The sequence below is a fragment of the Rhizobium sp. BK316 genome (assembly GCF_014193695.1).
Classification (GTDB): Bacteria; Pseudomonadota; Alphaproteobacteria; order Rhizobiales; family Rhizobiaceae; genus Rhizobium.
Window position 1 is genome coordinate 842,202 of sequence record NZ_JACHZR010000002.1, and the last position, 16,943, is coordinate 859,144.

18 protein-coding genes are annotated in these 16,943 nt (G+C 61.1%); 7 read left to right on the plus strand and 11 right to left on the minus strand.

The window, feature by feature from the left end; all coding sequences use genetic code 11:
- The first annotated feature begins 17 nt into the window (after positions 1–17).
- Positions 18–1,964: a methyl-accepting chemotaxis protein gene (locus tag FHT87_RS12645; RefSeq protein ID WP_183802232.1), complete on the plus strand. Its 1,947-nt coding sequence runs from the start codon at positions 18–20 to the stop codon at positions 1,962–1,964.
- Positions 1,965–2,030: 66 nt separating this feature from the next.
- Here the strand turns inward: FHT87_RS12645 and FHT87_RS12650 are convergent, their stop codons facing one another.
- Positions 2,031–2,906 carry an AraC family transcriptional regulator gene (locus tag FHT87_RS12650; protein WP_183802235.1) on the minus strand — a complete coding sequence of 292 codons (876 nt, stop codon included), beginning with the start codon at positions 2,904–2,906 and terminating at the stop codon, positions 2,031–2,033.
- A gap of 174 nt (positions 2,907–3,080) precedes the next feature.
- Between FHT87_RS12650 and FHT87_RS12655 the strand changes: the two genes are divergently transcribed.
- Together FHT87_RS12655 and FHT87_RS12660 are read left to right on the plus strand one after the other, a co-directional pair.
- A complete protein-coding gene (locus FHT87_RS12655) occupies positions 3,081–3,818 on the plus strand; it encodes an SDR family oxidoreductase (RefSeq protein WP_183802238.1) in 738 nt (245 codons plus the stop codon).
- 2 nt (positions 3,819–3,820) lie between these two features.
- Positions 3,821–4,150 carry an Atu4866 domain-containing protein gene (locus FHT87_RS12660; protein WP_183735502.1) on the plus strand — a complete coding sequence of 110 codons (330 nt, stop codon included), beginning with the start codon at positions 3,821–3,823 and terminating at the stop codon, positions 4,148–4,150.
- Positions 4,151–4,174: 24 nt separating this feature from the next.
- Here the strand turns inward: FHT87_RS12660 and dxs are convergent, their stop codons facing one another.
- Positions 4,175–6,091, minus strand: a complete 1,917-nt coding sequence (dxs, locus tag FHT87_RS12665; RefSeq protein WP_183735503.1) for a 1-deoxy-D-xylulose-5-phosphate synthase — start codon at positions 6,089–6,091, stop codon at positions 4,175–4,177.
- 102 nt (positions 6,092–6,193) lie between these two features.
- Positions 6,194–7,117 carry a pirin family protein gene (locus tag FHT87_RS12670; RefSeq protein WP_183802241.1) on the minus strand — a complete coding sequence of 308 codons (924 nt, stop codon included), beginning with the start codon at positions 7,115–7,117 and terminating at the stop codon, positions 6,194–6,196.
- Positions 7,118–7,347: 230 nt separating this feature from the next.
- Here FHT87_RS12670 and FHT87_RS12675 point away from each other — a divergent pair, with 230 nt between their 5' ends.
- Positions 7,348–8,118 (plus strand): hypothetical protein, encoded by a 771-nt coding sequence (locus FHT87_RS12675; RefSeq protein ID WP_183802244.1) that lies wholly within the window; start codon positions 7,348–7,350, stop codon positions 8,116–8,118.
- 4 nt (positions 8,119–8,122) lie between these two features.
- The gene (locus FHT87_RS12680; RefSeq protein WP_246698224.1) at positions 8,123–8,635 is read left to right on the plus strand and encodes a hypothetical protein; all 513 of its coding nucleotides are present in this window, start codon (positions 8,123–8,125) and stop codon (positions 8,633–8,635) included.
- A gap of 87 nt (positions 8,636–8,722) precedes the next feature.
- On the opposite strand, the gene FHT87_RS12685 is transcribed toward FHT87_RS12680, so the two are convergent.
- The 3 genes from FHT87_RS12685 to FHT87_RS12695 form a co-directional block, all read right to left on the minus strand.
- A complete protein-coding gene (locus FHT87_RS12685) occupies positions 8,723–9,490 on the minus strand; it encodes an SDR family oxidoreductase (protein ID WP_183802247.1) in 768 nt (255 codons plus the stop codon).
- Between the two features lie 87 nt (positions 9,491–9,577).
- Positions 9,578–9,829 (minus strand): exodeoxyribonuclease VII small subunit, encoded by a 252-nt coding sequence (locus FHT87_RS12690; RefSeq protein ID WP_183735507.1) that lies wholly within the window; start codon positions 9,827–9,829, stop codon positions 9,578–9,580.
- 2 nt (positions 9,830–9,831) lie between these two features.
- Positions 9,832–10,767: a histone deacetylase family protein gene (locus tag FHT87_RS12695; RefSeq protein ID WP_183735508.1), complete on the minus strand. Its 936-nt coding sequence runs from the start codon at positions 10,765–10,767 to the stop codon at positions 9,832–9,834.
- A 186-nt stretch (positions 10,768–10,953) separates the two neighbouring features.
- Between FHT87_RS12695 and FHT87_RS12700 the strand changes: the two genes are divergently transcribed.
- The gene (locus FHT87_RS12700; protein ID WP_183735509.1) at positions 10,954–11,355 is read left to right on the plus strand and encodes an acyl-CoA thioesterase; all 402 of its coding nucleotides are present in this window, start codon (positions 10,954–10,956) and stop codon (positions 11,353–11,355) included.
- Here the strand turns inward: FHT87_RS12700 and FHT87_RS12705 are convergent.
- From FHT87_RS12705 to FHT87_RS12715, 3 genes are read right to left on the minus strand one after another with little or no spacing between them, the layout of a single operon-like run.
- On the minus strand, positions 11,352–11,915 hold the full coding sequence (locus tag FHT87_RS12705) for a biotin transporter BioY (protein ID WP_183735510.1): 564 nt from the start codon (positions 11,913–11,915) through the stop codon (positions 11,352–11,354). The genes FHT87_RS12700 and FHT87_RS12705 overlap by 4 nt on opposite strands.
- Before the next feature lie 23 nt (positions 11,916–11,938).
- Complete coding sequence (locus FHT87_RS12710; protein ID WP_183802250.1) at positions 11,939–12,547, minus strand: energy-coupling factor transporter transmembrane protein EcfT; 609 nt, start codon at positions 12,545–12,547, stop codon at positions 11,939–11,941.
- Positions 12,547–13,221: an ABC transporter ATP-binding protein gene (locus FHT87_RS12715; RefSeq protein WP_183735512.1), complete on the minus strand. Its 675-nt coding sequence runs from the start codon at positions 13,219–13,221 to the stop codon at positions 12,547–12,549. The genes FHT87_RS12710 and FHT87_RS12715 overlap by 1 nt, the downstream gene beginning before the upstream one ends.
- A 126-nt stretch (positions 13,222–13,347) precedes the next feature.
- On the opposite strand from FHT87_RS12715, the gene FHT87_RS12720 reads away from it, so the two are divergent.
- Positions 13,348–14,538 (plus strand): winged helix-turn-helix domain-containing protein, encoded by a 1,191-nt coding sequence (locus FHT87_RS12720; protein WP_183735513.1) that lies wholly within the window; start codon positions 13,348–13,350, stop codon positions 14,536–14,538.
- A 27-nt stretch (positions 14,539–14,565) separates the two neighbouring features.
- Here FHT87_RS12720 and ribB read toward each other — a convergent pair whose 3' ends face one another.
- Positions 14,566–15,669 (minus strand): 3,4-dihydroxy-2-butanone-4-phosphate synthase, encoded by a 1,104-nt coding sequence (ribB, locus tag FHT87_RS12725; RefSeq protein ID WP_183735514.1) that lies wholly within the window; start codon positions 15,667–15,669, stop codon positions 14,566–14,568.
- A gap of 10 nt (positions 15,670–15,679) precedes the next feature.
- Positions 15,680–16,777: a chorismate synthase gene (gene aroC, locus FHT87_RS12730; protein ID WP_183735515.1), complete on the minus strand. Its 1,098-nt coding sequence runs from the start codon at positions 16,775–16,777 to the stop codon at positions 15,680–15,682.
- Between the last annotated feature and the right edge of the window lie 166 nt (positions 16,778–16,943).

A 16,943-nucleotide genomic window follows, 5' to 3' on the forward strand; every position in this document is an offset into this window, starting at 1 on the left:
CCAGGAGAAATTGACCGATGTTCGCCCGAAACATATCCTTGAATGGTAAGCTTGCGGCCACGTTCGCAGCACTCATCCTTATTTTCGTATCCGTTTCCGCTTTCGTCTATTCCAAGGCAACCACGTCGGCGAGCGCTTCCGCCGAGCAGGAAAAGTCCGAGCTTCTGGTCAATCAGATCGACGACGCGCTGCAGGCCATGCTCGAGCAGGCCGTCAACCTGCGCGGCTTCATCCTCTTCCGCAGCGACAGCACTTATGGCGATATTTTCGCCAACCGCGACCGCATGCTGAAGGCGATTGCCGCTGCCAAGCAGACTGCTGCTTCCCAGCCTGAGCTGGTCTCGATGATCGACGACATGCAGAAGGCGGCCGACCTGTATTTCCACGAGCTTGCCGAGCCGCAGGCCAAGGCTCGCAAGGAAACAGAGACGCCGATCGCAGACGTCGTCAAGATCGGCGTCAACGCCACCAAGGGCCAGCTCGACGGTTTCCGTGCCGCTTCCGCCAAGATCAAGTCTCTCGCCCGCGACAAGTCCATAGCACTCGCTGCGGCGCGGGCGGATGCCAACAGCGACCTCAAGACCACGCTTCTGGCCGGTGGCATTGCTGCTGCACTCGCCGCTGCCGCACTCGCCTGGGCTCTGTCGCGCACCATCGTTCGTCCGATCGTCGGCATGACGGCCGCCATGGATCGTCTCGCTGGCGGCGACAACAATATCGAAGTTCCGGCCACCGACAGGCAGGACGAAGTCGGCCGCATGGCCCAGTCGGTGCTCGTGTTCAAGGAAGCGGCCATCGAAAAGCAGCAGCTTGCCGGCGAAACCGACCGCATGCGCGGCGAAGCCGAACGTCAGCGCCAGATCAGCGATGAGCAAAAAGCCCGTGAAGAAGGCGAACTCCGCTTTGCGGTCGAAGCTCTGGCCGGCGGCCTTGCAGGGCTTGCGAATGGCGATGTCGCAGCCCGCATCCATACGCCCTTCGCGCCGCAATACGACAGCCTGCGCAACGATTTCAACAATGCCGTCGAAAAGCTGCAGGCCGCCCTGCAGTCCGTTGGCCGCAACGCGTCCGCCATCAATGCCGGCGCCGGCGAAATCCGCTCTGCGGCGGACGACCTCGCCCACCGCACCGAACAGCAGGCCGCTGCCGTCGAAGAGACTGCAGCCGCTCTCGAGGAGGTCACGACCACGGTGCGCGACTCCGCCAAGCGTGCCGAAGATGTCGGCAACCTTGTCGAGCGCACCCGCCTCGGCGCCGAAAGGTCCGGCGAAGTCGTCCGCAGGGCGGTTTCGGCCATGCAGCAGATCGAAAAGTCCTCGGGCGAGATCTCCAACATCATCGGCGTCATTGACGACATCGCTTTCCAGACCAACCTGCTCGCTCTGAACGCCGGCGTCGAAGCGGCACGTGCCGGTGAAGCGGGCAAGGGCTTTGCCGTCGTCGCACAGGAAGTCCGCGAACTCGCCCAGCGCTCGGCAAATGCTGCCAAGGAAATCAAGGCGCTGATCAACACATCAAGCGAACAGGTCAACTCGGGCGTCGGCCTCGTCGGCGAAACCGGCAAGGCGCTGGAGGCGATCGTCGCCGAGGTTCAGGAAATCAACCGCCACGTCGGCGCGATCGTCACAGCCACCCGCGAACAGTCGATCGGCCTGCAGGAGATCAACACCGCCGTCAACAACATGGACCAGGGCACACAGCAGAATGCCGCCATGGTTGAAGAGCAGACGGCTGCCAGTCACGCGCTTGCCCAGGAAGCCTCTGCCCTCGACGAACTGCTGCGACAGTTCAAGCTTGGCGCCCAGGCTGCCGCTCCGGTCCAGCGGACGGTAGCCGCAACCGCCGCGTCCCGCCCGGTCGCCTCTCCGGCCCGTGCGCTCGCCGGCAAGGTCACCAAGGCCTTCGGCGGCAGGCAGGCATCGGCAGCCGCCGTTGCTGTCCAGGAAGATTGGACCGAGTTCTGAGAGCAATCGCCTCATTGATGAAAAGGGCAGGGCGGCATTCGGTGCCGCCTTTTCTTTTTTGCGGTCTCACCCGGCGGAGGCGCGCAGCCGCTCGATATCCCGCCGCGGCGGGACATTATGCACGCGGACATAATCGCGGCTGAACTGTGAAGGGCTGTCATAGCCCACCCGGAAACCCGCCTCAGCCGCGGTCAACCCTTCCGTCACCATCAGCCGCCGCGCCTCCTGCAGACGCAGTTGGGTGCGAAACTGCAGCGGGCTCATCGCCATCACCGTCTTGAAGTGTTCGTAAAAGGATGACGCGCTCATGCCTGCCACAGAAGCCAGATGTTCGATGGCGAAGGGCTCGCTGAAATTCTTTCGAACGAAGTCGATCGCCCGGCCGATCTGGCTGAGCCGGCTTTCACCATTGGCAATCTGCCGCAGCAGTGCGCCCTGCGGCCCGCGTATGAGGCGATAGAGGATTTCCCTCTCGACCAAAGGCGCCAGAAGCTCCGCATCGTCGGGCGTGTCGAGCAGCCGCAGCATGCGCGCGGCGGCATCGATCAGCTCAGGCGTCGTGGCGCTGACGCCCGCCGCTGGGCTCTCCGGCGGCCGTCCGCAGACGGCAGGAAGCATCTCGGCAAGCAGGCTGCGGTCGAGTTGCAGCCTCAGACACAGATAGGGCCGGTTGGCGCTCGCCTCGACGACCGCGCCGATGACGGGCAGGTCGACGCCGACGACGAGATAATGCGCGGCATCATAGACATGCACGCTGTCGCCGATCACAGCGCGTTTGCGCCCCTGCGCCACGATGCAGCAGGAAGGTTCGTAGAGTGTGTGGATCGGTTCCGTTCGGGCGGAGGATCGTATGATGCCGACACGCGGCAGCGCCGTATCGAAGCTGCCGTCCGTACCCGTGTGGCGATCGATCAATTCTGCAAGTTCGGCAATTTTTTCCATTCAAGCAGCATGGCCGACACTGCGGCAAATGCCAAGTGCTCTCGGCTGGTTTCGGAAGATCGTGCAAGAAATCCGGAGAAGCTTGCTATCGGCTTCCGCCCCTCGGACCCAATCTCATGCGCATGGATCGGCAGCATCCGGCTGCGGCCATCATTGAAGCATGAGGAAAGAGACATGACTGGTATCAAGGACAAGACGGTTCTGATCACCGGCGCCAGCAGCGGCATTGGTGCCGGCGTGGCGCGCGAACTCGGTGCGGCAGGCGCGAAGCTGATGATCGGTGCGCGCCGCACCGACCGGCTGGAAGAACTGGCACGGGAAATCCGTGACGGCGGCGGCACGGTGGAATTCCGCGCGCTCGACGTGACCGATCGAGCCGACGTCGAGACTTTCACCAAGGCGGCGGTCGATGCTTTCGGCGGCATCGACGTCCTCATCAACAATGCCGGCATCATGCCGCTGTCGCTCATGTCCTCGCTCAAGGTCGAGGAATGGGATCAGATGATCGACGTCAACATCAAGGGCGTGCTCTACGGCATTGCCGCCGTACTGCCGATCATGAATGCGCAGGATCGCGGCCAGATCATCAATATCTCCTCGGTGGGCGGCCTGGCGGTCGTGCCGACCGCCGCCGTCTACTGCGCGACGAAATATGCGGTGCGGGCGATTTCCGACGGTCTGCGTCAGGAAAATAAGAAACTTCGGGTCACCTGCATCTATCCTGGTGTGGTCGAATCCGAACTCGCTTCGACGATTACCGAACCCTTCTCGGCTGAAGCCATGGTCTCCTTCCGGGCGATTGCCCTGAAGCCCGACGCCATCGCCCGGGCAATCCGCTTCGCCATCGAGCAGCCCTACGATGTCGACGTCAACGACATCTCGGTTCGTCCGACCGAAAATGTGGGGCTCTGACCATGGCAATCCGTTCGGCACTTGCAGCCGCGGTCTTTTCGTTCGCAGCCTCTTCATCGGCTCTTTCAGAGGAACAGAAAATGCAGAACCATCCCTATCTCGGCATGTGGATCACCGGTGACGGGCATATCCGTCAGGAGCTGCTGCCGAACGGGCGATATGACGAGGCGCGCGGCACGCGAAAGAGCGCCTATCAGGGCCGCTATGAAGTGACCGGCGACCATATCGAATACTGGGACGATACCGGCTTTACCGCCGACGGCGATTTCATCGACGGTGTGCTGCATCACGGCGGCATGATCTTCTATCGCGACGGCAAGAAGCCGGAATAAGCAGATGCCGGTCGGTGTGCGGCCTTAACCGGCCACACCGACCGCAACACCGCGTCCGAGCGCGTTGAAGACGGTCGAGACGATGCCGGCGCGATCGAGACCTGCATGGGCGATCATTGCCTCCGGCTTCGCCTGCTCCATCCAGATATCGGGCATGACGAGCGAACGGACCTTCAGCCCGCGGTCGAGCAGCCCGTCCATCGCCATGAACTGCATGACCTGGCTGCCGAAGCCGCCGACGGAACCTTCTTCCACGGTGATGAGGATTTCGTGATGCCGTGCAAGCTGGCGGATCAGAGCATGGTCGAGCGGCTTGGCAAAGCGCGCATCGGCAACCGTCGTCGACAGGCCTGCGGCATCGAGATCTTCGGCCGCCAACAGACAGTCGGCAAGCCTCGTCCCGAAAGAGAGAAGCGCGACTTTGGTGCCTTCCTTGACGATGCGCCCCTTGCCGATCTCGAGAATCTGGCCGCGCTCCGGCATGTCGACGCCGATACCTTCGCCGCGCGGATAGCGGAACGAGATCGGGCCGGTATCATAGGCAACGGCCGTGCGCACCATATGCTTCAGCTCCGCCTCGTCGGCGGCCGCCATGACCACGAAGCCGGGCAGGGTGGCAAGGAAGGCCGTGTCGAAGGAGCCCGCATGCGTCGGGCCGTCGGCGCCGACGAAACCGGCGCGATCGATGGGGAAGCGCACCGGCAGGCCCTGGATCGCCACATCATGCACGACCTGGTCATAAGCGCGCTGCAGGAAGGTGGAATAGAGCGCTGCGAATGGCTTGAAACCTTCGGCGGCAAGGCCCGCGGCAAAGGTCACGGCATGCTGTTCGGCAATGCCGACATCGAAATAGCGTGACGGGAAGATCTCGGCGAACTTGTCGAGACCGGTGCCGCTCGGCATCGCCGCTGTGATGCCGACGACGCGGTCGTCGAGCGTGGCTTCCTGGACCAGAGTTTCTGCAAAGACATTGGTATAGCTCGGTGCATTCGGCTTCACCTTCGCCTGCGTGCCGGTGATGACATCGAACTTGTTGACGCCGTGATATTTGTCGGCTGCAGCTTCCGCCGGCGCATAGCCCTTGCCCTTCTGCGTCACGACATGGATCAGCACCGGGCCGTTCGCATTGTCGCGCACGTTGCGCAGCACCGGCAGAAGATGATCGAAGGAATGACCGTCGATCGGGCCGATATGATAGAAGCCCATTTCCTCGAACATCGTCCCGCCGGTCACGTAACCGCGGGCATGCTCGACGGCGCGGGTGATCGCCCGGTCGATGTTCTTGCCGAGGTAAGCCGTCAATTTCTTGCCGAAATCGCGGAAGCCCATATAGGTGCGGCCGGAAGCAAGGCGGGCGAGATAGGCGCTCATGGCGCCCGTCGGCGGCGCAATCGACATGTCGTTGTCGTTTAGAATGACGATCAGCCGAGCATCGAGAGCACCGGCATTGTTCAGCGCCTCATAGGCCATGCCCGCCGACAGCGCTCCGTCACCGATAACGGCGATCACGCGGCGGTCCGTCTTGTCTATATCGGCGGCGACTGCCATGCCGAGACCGGCCGAAATCGAGGTCGAGGAATGTGCCGCACCAAACGGATCGTATTCGCTCTCGGCCCGGCGGGTGAAGCCGGAGAGGCCGTTTTCCTGGCGCAGCGTGCGGATGCGGTCGCGGCGCCCGGTCAGGATCTTGTGCGGATAACATTGGTGGCCGACGTCGAAGATCAGCCGGTCATCGGGCGTGTTGAAGACGCTGTGGATGGCGATCGTCAATTCCACCACGCCGAGACCCGCGCCGAGATGCCCGCCGGTGCGGGACACCGCATCGATCATTTCGTCCCGGACTTCGCGTGCAAGCTGCGGCAGATCGCGATCCTCGAGCTTGCGCAGGTCGGCAGGGTAGGCGACCTGATCGAGCAGCGGGGTCTTCGGGGATTGTGTCACGGGCGGGCGCTCTTCTTTGACTGATCGGCTTTGCTTTATTCGATTGAATTGCGGCAAAACAACTGCATTTGCATAACCGCAAGATTTTCACCTTAGAGCACTTCAGCCCTCCGGCAAAGGCACGAATTCCTCTTCGTCGCCGGGAACGATATCGAAGCGGCCGGTGCGCCACTCCTCCTTGGCCTTCTCGATCCGCTCTTTCGAGGAGGACACGAAATTCCACCATATGTAGCGCTTGGAGTTCAGCGCCGCACCGCCAAACAGCATCAGATGACAGCCCTCGGCGCCCGCTTCGAGCGTGATCGCATCGCCTGGCCGGAAGACGAGAAGCTGGTCCGCCGCGAACCGGTCGCCGGCAATGACGACCTCGCCCGCAAGCACGTAGACAGCACGCTCCTCATGCGCTGCACCGAAGGGAAATTTCGAGCCCGGCTGCAGGGAGATATCGGCATAAAGCGTATCGGTGAAGACCTTCACCGGCGAAGTCAGCCCTTCGAACGAACCGATGACGACACGGCCGGTCACCCCGCCATCGTCGATGACGGGCATATCAGTCTTTTCGGTATGGGCAAAGGAAGGATCGATCTCCTCCTTGTCATCGGGCAGCGCCAGCCATGTCTGCAGGCCGGACATGGAGAGCGGATGGCCGCGCAGATTGTCCGGCGTGCGCTCCGAATGCACGATGCCGCGGCCGGCCGTCATCAGGTTGATATCACCAGGGCGGATGACCTTTTCCGTGCCGAGACTGTCGCGATGGCGGATTTCCCCGTCGAAGAGATAGGTGACGGTCGAAAGTCCGATATGCGGATGCGGCTTCACGTCGAGCGCCTCATCGGGCTTCAGGATGGCCGGCCCCATGCGGTCGAAGAAGATGAAAGGCCCGACGAGCCGGCGCTGGCGCGTCGGCAGGGCGCGCCGCACCTGGAAGCCGCCGATATCGCTGGTGCGCGGAATGATCAGGTTCTCGATCGCGTCACAGGCGAAGGCGTCGCCGGGCAGGGGATCTTTACCGGGGAAGAAGGACATGGGGATCTCCGTTCAGTTTGCGCACCTTAGTCAGAACGGCGACGGAGGCAAGACCGCCGCAGGGCCTGATATCCGAACCGCTCAATCTGTTCTTTCGCATCAATGACTCTTTCACCAAGGCACACTTTTGCGATGTGAGAAAATGGAAAATGCTTGTCCTGAGTTGAAAATTTTGCAACCGAAAGAGGCATTAAAGAGCAAGGGCATATATAGGACGCCACGGATTTAAAATGAGAAATATGCGACCGCTGGCCGCCGGTCTGATTGCGGCCCTGACTGTTCTTTCATCCTGCGCAGAAAATCCCAATTCACTGAAAATGAGCGAGAGCACCAAGGTTGCCGGCAAGCGAGCGGAAACCATGGTTCGGGAAAAGGGGGCGGCAGCCGTGGTGCGTGTCTCCTGGGACGGCACATATTGTTCGAGGGGGCGGGTTCGCCTCCAGAAGATCGTCGATGGCAGGATCGATCCAGGCCCCTTCGTCGAGATAGGACAGCCGACCGGCGTCTATGGCAACGCGGCATTGAAGGACTTCGCCAAGCTTTCGGTTCAGATGCTGACATTGAACCTGGCTGCGGTCGCCAAGGCGACCGCTATCGAGGACATCCGCACGTCGTTCCGGGCGATCGAACCCGGTCGTTATATCATCACCATGGTCTATTGCGACAACGGCAACAACAATGCGGCGATGGGGTTCGCCAATCTCGGATGGATGGGCGAGAAGGGGGACAAGCCCCAAATCCCGCTGCTCGGAGACAATTCCATTGTGATCGGCAAGGGTGAAATCGTCGATGCCGGTATCGTCGATATCGTGTCCACGGGTTCGACCGGCTTGTTTTTCGGGCATGACACGGCCCGCCTTGCCGGATCCGAAGCGCCGCAGCCGTTGCGGGAGGCGATGAAGCTCAATCTGCCTGAGATCTATGCCCGCATGACCTACACCAAGTTCTCCGCCTACGGCGGCCTCCTGCTTCCAGAGAATCCGAAACCAAAGGGAAAATAAGATCATGACATTGGTTGAACATCGCACCACCGGCTGGATGAACGGCGGGGCGGCCCGCACCTTGCTGGCGGCGACATTCGCGGCATACCTCGCAACCCAACAAATCGCGGCGGCGGCACCCGTTGAGGCCGGTAAGGGCGTCGATGTCGCCATTACCGCTTTCAAGGATGTCTGCCTGCGCTCCGCACCATCCTTTGCCGCCGCTTCCGCCAAGGCAAAACGCTATGGCATCAAGAAACTCCTCACGTTCGGCAATGCCGCCATGGGCATGACGGATGACAAGTCTTTGTCCGTTCAAATCGAGCCCAATCGCGAATGCGCGGTAACGAGTCCCAACCGGTCCAATCCGGCCTTGCATGCACAATTCCTGCGCGCCATCAGCGAGTTTGCCGATAAGACGCCGCAGGCCAACAAGGCAGGGACGCCCTTCCCCGGCATGGTCAAGGGACATCGCTTCGTCTTCCAGCATGACCGGAAAGGCGGCGAGGCTTACGTGATGCTAAGTCTGGAGAAATAGCCTGGAGCCTGATCTTCTCGACGCTGCTTTCGGCGGCCGAAAGCAGCGTTTCGCAGGACTTTTTCAGAGGGCTTCACCGGCGCTTGCTCAGATCGCGGTAAAACCATTGTCGACAAAAAGATGGGCGCCGTTGACGAAGATCGATTCATCGCTGGCAAGATAGAGCGCAGCGCGGGCGACATCTTCCGGCTCGCCGATCCGGCCTTGCTGTGCGGCAATTGCTGCATCGGACACATCGACGCCATGTGCCTGCAGCTCCTTCACCTCGCGCAGGCCGTGCGGCGTGCGGATGAAGCCGGGGCAGACGGCATTGCAGCGGATATTACGGTCCCGGAATTCGACAGCGATGGCGCGCGCAAACATATGCACCGCCCCCTTAGTCGTGTCGTAGAGCACTTCCATCGGCGTGGCGGCAACCGCCGAGATCGAGGAGGTGCAGACGATCGATCCGCCGCCGGCCTCGATCATCTTGGGCAACACCGCCTTGGTCATCAGGAACATGGAGCGGACGTTGACCGCATGCAGCCAGTCCCATTCCTGCAGCGTGGTTTCCAGGAACGGCTTGATGACGATCGTGCCGGCATGATTGAAAAGCACGGTGACCGGCCCATAGCGCTCTTCGACGCCTGCCACCGCGGCATTGACCGCTGCTTCGTCCGAGACATCCGCCGTCCAGTAATCGGCCTCGCCGCCGGCATTACGGATTTGCTTCATGGTTTCGGCTGCCGCCTCGCCATTCCGATCGATGATCGCAACACGCGCACCCTCAGCCGCAAAGAGCTTCGAGGCCGCGCCGCCCATGCCGGTGGCGCCGCCCGAGATGATGGCGACCTTCCCCTTCAATCTGTCCGTCATTCTGCTGTTCCCTTGATGTTGTCGAGGGATCATAGATCGGCAGGAAGCCGGCGGCCAAGCGTCTAAGACAGGAAGTTTTATTGTTGCTTAAGCGCCGTCGAGCGGTTCGACGCCCTGCGGCTTGCCGGCGCGGTCGAGGCGGATCTTCTCAATGCGGTTTTCGGCAGCGGTCAGCAGCGCTTCGCAATGCTTCTTCAGCGCTTCGCCGCGCTCATAAATCTCGATGGATTCGTCCAGCGCTACGTCGCCGCGTTCCAGGCGGGCAACGATGCTTTCGAGTTCGGCAACTGCCTTTTCGAAGGAAAGACCGGAAACCTCCGGCTTGGCGCTGTCAGTCATTCTCAACCCTTCATCATTCTGAGGATATGCATACCCGCCGACTCGGCAAGCCCTTCCAGATCATACCCGCCTTCCAGCAGGCTGACGACCCGGTTATTGGCGCTGCGGTCGGCAACTTCGAGAAGACGGCCGGTTGCCCAGTCGAAATCCTCACCCGTCAGGTTGATCTGCGCCAGCGGATCACGGTGATGCGCGTCGAAGCCGGCCGAGATGATGATGAGATCCGGCCGGAAATCGTTGAGTGCCGGCAGCACGCGCGACTTGAACGCCTCACGGAAATGATCGCTGCCGACATTGGGCGAAAGCGGCGCATTGACGATCGTGCCATGCGCACCGTTCTCATCCTTGGCGCCCGTGCCGGGATATAGCGGCATTTGGTGAGTGGAGCAGAAAAGCACGGAAGGATCATCCCAGAAAATATCCTGCGTGCCGTTACCATGATGCACGTCCCAGTCGACGATAGCCACACGTTCTGCCCCGTGCGCCCTCTGTGCATGGCGGGCGGCAATCGCCGCATTGTTGAAGAAACAGAAGCCCATGGCCGTCATTTTCTCGGCGTGATGTCCCGGCGGCCGAGCAGCGACGAACACATTGTCCGCCTTGCCGCGGAACACATCGTCGACTGCGGCCATTGCCCCGCCGATACCGGTCAACGCGGCCTGCAGGCTCTTCTGGCTCGCATAAGTATCGGCTTCGAGTTGGTTGATCTGATCTTCCTCTTCCGGAATCTGCCGCATGACGGCGATCAGATGCTCTTCCGGATGAGCAAGCAGCACCGCATCCTCATTCGCCTGCGGTGCTTCCTTTCGGTCGAGGCGCTCGAAATTCGGATGCTCCAGCGCGACATTGAGCGCGCGGATGCGGTCGGAGCGCTCGGGATGGCCAGACGGCGTCACGTGCTCGAGAAAGATGGGATGTTCGTAAAGACGGGTGCTCATGCCGGCACTCTATCGGTCGTATATGTCATGATCCACACGAGATGGGGCGCCGCCTGCCGATTTCAACAAGCGGCATCGCCGCAATTAAGAGCCGTGTGCCGGCGTTTACGCTAATTTAATTGTTTCGTTTACTTCGCCGGACCCCGTGTTAGGGTCTAAGTGATAACATGCAAGGCAGACCTGTAAATGAGTAAGACGAACCGCCCGGACATGGTGGAATTGCGTGTGCCGTTTCGCGATGTGGATATGAACGGCCAGATGTTTCTGGCCTCTTATATTTCCTATGCGGAATCCGTACTTGCAGGTTTCTGGTCATTGAGACCTGATGTGGAGGACGAGCCTGCCTATACTCCCGCCAAGGTGTCCTGCATCCTTCATCGGCCATTGCACTATCACGAGACGGTAACCTTCACCGCTGGCGTCGACAAGATCGGCGTCCGGTCTATCGGCTTCCTTATCGCTGCCGAGATCGAAGACGAGCGTGCAGCCGAGGTTGAGATCACCTGGCAGGCACGCAGCCGTGAGGACGGCTCGCCGGCCGCGCTTCCCGAAGAGACGCGCGACTGGCTCTATGGCTTTCTGGATTAAGCGCGAACCGGCAGCAACGGATAGCCGACCATGACGGCCCGGCCGACGAGCGCTGCAACGAAGGCCTTGATCACATCGCCTGGGATATAAAAGAAACTGCCGAGGAAGGCCTTCTGCAAGGTGACATCGGCCACGATAGCCGCAAAGACAATGCCAAATGGATAGAGCACGAAGATGCCGCCGATGATGGCAGCAAGGAAAAAGCTCACCGTCTGCACAAGGCCGGACTGACTGGCGTTGACCAGCCGCTCGCTGAGGAAGCCCGTAACGAAGGCAGCGAAGACCCAGCCATACAGGAAGCCCGACGTAGGGGCGACAAGGGCCGTCATTCCACCGCGGCCGCCCGAAAGCACCGGCAGGTTCATTGCGACAAGTGCAATCACGATAAGCACCGCAATTGAGCCCCGTTTCGCGCCAAGGACGACACCTGCCATCATCACGCCGAGCGATTGCGCCGTGATCGGAACTGCAACAATGCCGACATAGATTGGCGGCAGCAAGCCAAGGGCCACGATGATCGCGGCGAAAAGAGCGGTAAGGACGAGGTCTCGCGTGCTCATCGTGATCTCCAGTTCACAAAACGTTAACTGACATGCCGCCGAATGCCGCGCGCGTCAATCGCCGCAGCAACGTTATCCGCATCCCTGAGCGTCAGAATGATGAGCGGGGTAAGGATCGTCGTCGGTCGCAGTTTCAACCCCCGCGCTGCATGCGCCTCGCTGATTGCATGGTAGCGGGCAATGATCTCGGGCACGAAACGCAGCACGAGGCCGACCGCCAAGCCAACATCGTCAGCCCTCACCCAGCCGGTGCGTTCCAGTGGCCGCACAAGCGTCGTGATCTCGTCCATGAACTGGGCGATCGTCGTTGTGGCTGTCACGGCGGCGGCAAACAGCATCAGCCCGGTCAGCCGTAGCAATGTTGCGAAAGCCTGATGCCATGGATTCACGATAAGGGTGACGAGCGCCACGAATGCGATCGTCAAGAAGATCGGTTTCAGCCGGGCGGCCGATTCCTTTACCGGCATGTCGACGCTGCGATAGATGAGTACGGTCAACAGCATGACGACCGCAAGCAGCAGAAGGTTGTTACTCAAAAACAGCACGAAGCCGAGCAGGAAGAGGGCAAGGATCTTGGCCCGCGGCGAAAGCCGGTGCAGGGCGCTGTTGCCTTCGACATAGAGTGATTGCATCAGGCCGCGAGCTCCTTGTAACGGGCGATTGCCTGCGCCGCCGGCGCATCGGCAGCAAGCTCGCCTTCATGGAAGAGCAGCACCCGCTCGAAACCGGAGATCAGCTCCAGATCATGGGTGATGACGACGACGTTTTCTTCGAGCCCGTCGATGGTCTTCTGCACCAATGCGCGGTTCCTCAGATCGAGTTGGTTGGTGGGCTCGTCGAGGATCAGGATGTCGGGACCGGTCGCCAGCACCGAACAGAGGGCCGCAATCTGCAATTCGCCGCCGGAAAGCTCGTGCGCGCGGCGAGTGGCCAGTTCCCTGGCGTTGAAGCGAGCCAGCACCAGCTCGACCTTCCGATCGATCTCCGCCTTGGTTAAGCCGCGGCCCTTCAATCCGAAAGCGATGTCGTCCCTGACGATAGGCAGGATGATCTGGTTCTGCGGCGACTGGAAGATGAAGCCGACATCGGCAAGCGCCGTCTTCTCGTCGCGCGTGTCGCGACCGTTGACCAGGACCTTGCCCGTGGTGGGCTTCATCAGCCCATTGATCATCCGCGCGAAGGTCGTCTTGCCCGAACCGTTGAGCCCGATGACGCCTAGCCGGTTTTCGGTGAGCGAGAGCGTCAGCGGTTCGACCGCGACCCTTGGCCCGAAACTGGCACCTGCGCTCTCGAAACGAATATCCAAATCTGGTCCCCTTGTTAGAGTTCCTGCTTCTATAGGGCGGTGATGACCCGATAAAGGATCAAAAATCAAATCGGCTCCAATATGGTATCGGGTGGCTAGGAAGATTTTCCGCGCTATGATGGCGGCATGACGAATCTGCTCTCCAATTCAGATGCTCGCCGTGTCTTTCTCGCCAAGCAGGGGTTGAGCGCGCCTCCGAACCGCGCGCTGACCAAGGCTGGCCTGCTGGATCTTATCCATGATCTTGGCTTCGTGCAGATCGACAGCATCCAGACGGTCGAGCGCGCTCATCACCAGATCCTCTTTTCCCGCAATCAGACCTATCGGCGCGAGCACTTGACCGCGCTCCTGGAAAAGGAAGGCGCGCTCTTCGAACATTGGACGCATGATGCCTCCATCCTGCCGAGCGCCTTCTTCAAATACTGGAAGCACAAATTTCGCGACGAGGAGAAGGCGATCATCGAGCGCTGGCGCAAATGGCGCGGCGAGGGCTTCGAAGCCTCATTCGAGGAAACCTACGAGCGGGTGGTCAAGGGCGGAGCGATCCTGGCGCGTGACATGAAGGCGGACGGTCACGTCTCCGGCGGCTGGTGGAACTGGCATCCGAACAAGACGGCGCTCGAATATTTCTGGCGTACCGGCAAGTTCGCCATCGCCGGCCGCTCCAACTTCCAGAAGATCTACGACCTCGTCGAGCGCGTCATTCCGGCCGAATTCCATGAGCCGGAGGTGAGCCGCGAGGATTTCGTCGACTGGGCGTGCCGCAGTGCGCTCACCCGCTTGGGCTTTGCCACCCACGGCGAAATCGCCGCCTTCTGGGACCTCTTGTCACCGGATGAGGCGAAGGCCTGGGTAACCGAACATGGGGATGAGCTGATCGAAGTGCTGATCGAACCGGCGCTTGGGGGTAAGCCGCGCTCTTCATGGGCTTTTGCCGATTTCCTCGGCACGATAGACACTTATCCGGAAGCGCCCCCGCGCATCCGGGTGCTCAGCCCGTTTGACCCGATGATTCGGGACAGAAACCGGACCGAGCGCCTCTTCGGCTTCTTCTATCGCATCGAGATCTTTGTGCCGGAGCCGAAGCGTGAATATGGCTATTACGTCTTTCCGCTCCTGGAAGGCGACCGGCTGATCGGCCGCATCGATATGAAGGCAGACAGGAAAAGGGGCACGCTCGATGTGAAGCGGCTGTGGCTGGAGCCGCGCGTGAAAGCGTCTGCCGGTCGGATCGAAAAGCTGGAAGCCGAGCTCGATCGCCTGGCGCGCTTTGCCGGTGTGGAGCAAGTCGTTTATCTGGACGGCTGGAGAGGGTAGTCCCGTCTCCCGAGGGAGAAAGGATAATCAGCAGATTTCCGTCTTGGAAATCTTGATGCCGAATCCTTCCAGGCCGACATAGTGCCGTTCGCGGCTGGTCATCAGCGTGATCGAGCTGACGCCGAGATCTTTGAGGATCTGCGCGCCAAGGCCGATTTCCAGCCATTCGTTTTCGCGCGTCTGCGCTTCGGCATGGGCCTCGCGGCCCTGATTGCGTGCCTTGCGGCCGTTATCATAGTGGCCGACTCCAACAGAGCCTTCGCGCAGGTAGACGATGACGCCACGGCCCAGTTCCGCAATCTTCTGCATGTAGAAATCGACCGGCTTGCGCTTGCCGAACAGGTCCTCGGCGACGTTTTCCGGATGCAGGCGCACCGGAATATCGACACCGTCACGGATATCGCCGAAGACGACGGCGAGGTGCTGCATCGGGTCCCAGGGCAGGGAATAGGTGTAGGCCTTGGCCTTGCCGAACGGCGTCTCGATATCGAAGCTCGAACCGAGTTCGATCAGCGTTTCCTTGCGCTGGCGATAGGCGATGAGATCGGCGACCGAGAGGAGCTTCAGGCCGTGCTGTTCGGCGAAATCCACCACCTGCGGGCCGCGCGTCACCGTGCCGTCGTCATTGACGAGTTCTGAGATAACACCGATCGGCGGCAGGCCGGCAAGCTTGCAGAGATCGACCGCCGCTTCCGTGTGGCCCGAGCGCATCAGGACGCCGCCTTCGCGGGAAACCAGCGGGAAGATATGGCCGGGGCGGACGAAATCAGAGGCGCCGACATTCGGATTGGCGAGATTACGCACCGTCAGCGTGCGGTCGTCGGCGGAAATGCCCGTCGTCGTCCCGTGCTTGAAATCGACGGAAACGGTGAAGGCCGTCGTATGGGCGGAATCGTTTTCCGCCACCATGGCGTTGAGGTTCAGCCGCTTGGCCTCTTCCTTCGGCATCGGCGCGCACACGATGCCTGATGTGTGGCGCACGATGAAGGCCATCTTTTCCGGCGTCGCATGCACGGCGGCAACGATCAGGTCGCCCTCGTTTTCGCGGTCATTGTCGTCCATGACGACGACGATTTCGCCGGCTTCGAAAGCCCTGATGGCATCGACAACGCGCTTCTGGTCATAAGGCATGGGACAAGTCCTATTTCAGCCGGCCGGTCTGGCCGCGGTCGCGAAGATAGTGGTCGGCAATGGCGCAGGCGATCATCGCCTCGCCGATCGGCACGGCGCGAATGCCGACGCAGGGGTCGTGACGGCCCTTGGTGCGGATATCGACATTCTTGCCGTCGGCATCGATCGACTGCCTCTCGGTGAGAATGGAAGAGGTCGGCTTGACGGCGAAGCGGGCGACGACCGGCTGGCCAGTCGAAATACCGCCAAGAATACCACCGGCATTGTTGGACAGGAAGATCGGCTTGCCGTCATTGCCCATGCGCATCTCGTCGGCATTGTCCTCGCCGCTCGTCTCGGCGGCGGCAAAGCCGTTGCCGATTTCCACGCCTTTCACGGCGTTGATCGACATCAGCAGCGAAGCGATATCCTGGTCGAGCTTTCCGTAGATCGGTGCACCGAGGCCTGCCGGAACACCTTCGGCAACGACTTCGACGACCGCGCCGATGGAGGAGCCGGCCTTGCGGATGCCGTCGAGATACTCTTCCCAGACGGGTACGATCTCGGCATCGGGGGAGAAGAATGGGTTCTGGCCGACCTGGTCCCAATCCCAGTTGACGCGGTTGATCTTGTGTTTGCCGATCTGCACCAGCGCGCCACGGATGGTGACACCGGGCACGACGAGGCGGGCAATGCCGCCGGCTGCCACGCGTGCCGCCGTCTCGCGTGCAGACGAACGGCCGCCGCCGCGATAGTCGCGAATGCCGTATTTCGTGTCATAGGTGTAATCGGCATGACCGGGGCGATACTGTCGGGCGATCTCGCCGTAGTCCTTGGAACGCTGGTCGGTATTTTCGATCAGCATGGAAATCGGCGTGCCGGTCGAGATCATCGTTTCGCCGTCGGCATCCATCATCACGCCGGAGAGAACCTTCACCAGATCGTCCTCGCGCCGCTGGGTGACGAAGCGGCTCTGGCCGGGCTTGCGCTTGTCGAGCCAGACTTGCAGGTCCTCGAGCTTGAAGCGCAGCCCCGGAGGGCAGCCGTCGACGACGGCGCCGAGCGCCGATCCGTGGCTTTCGCCCCAGGTGGTTACACGGAAGAGGTGACCGAATGTATTATGCGACATGTGTTCCCGCCGGATGCGCGGAGCCGGTCGTCACCGGCCGCGCCATTACTTAAAAAGGCGCGACACTCATAGGCCAAAAAAACGCTCAGGCAAAAGCCTTTCTTTGCGCCGAAAGGTACTCTCCGGGAAATGGTGTCCCCTGGATTTGCGAACGGTGGAAGGTGGA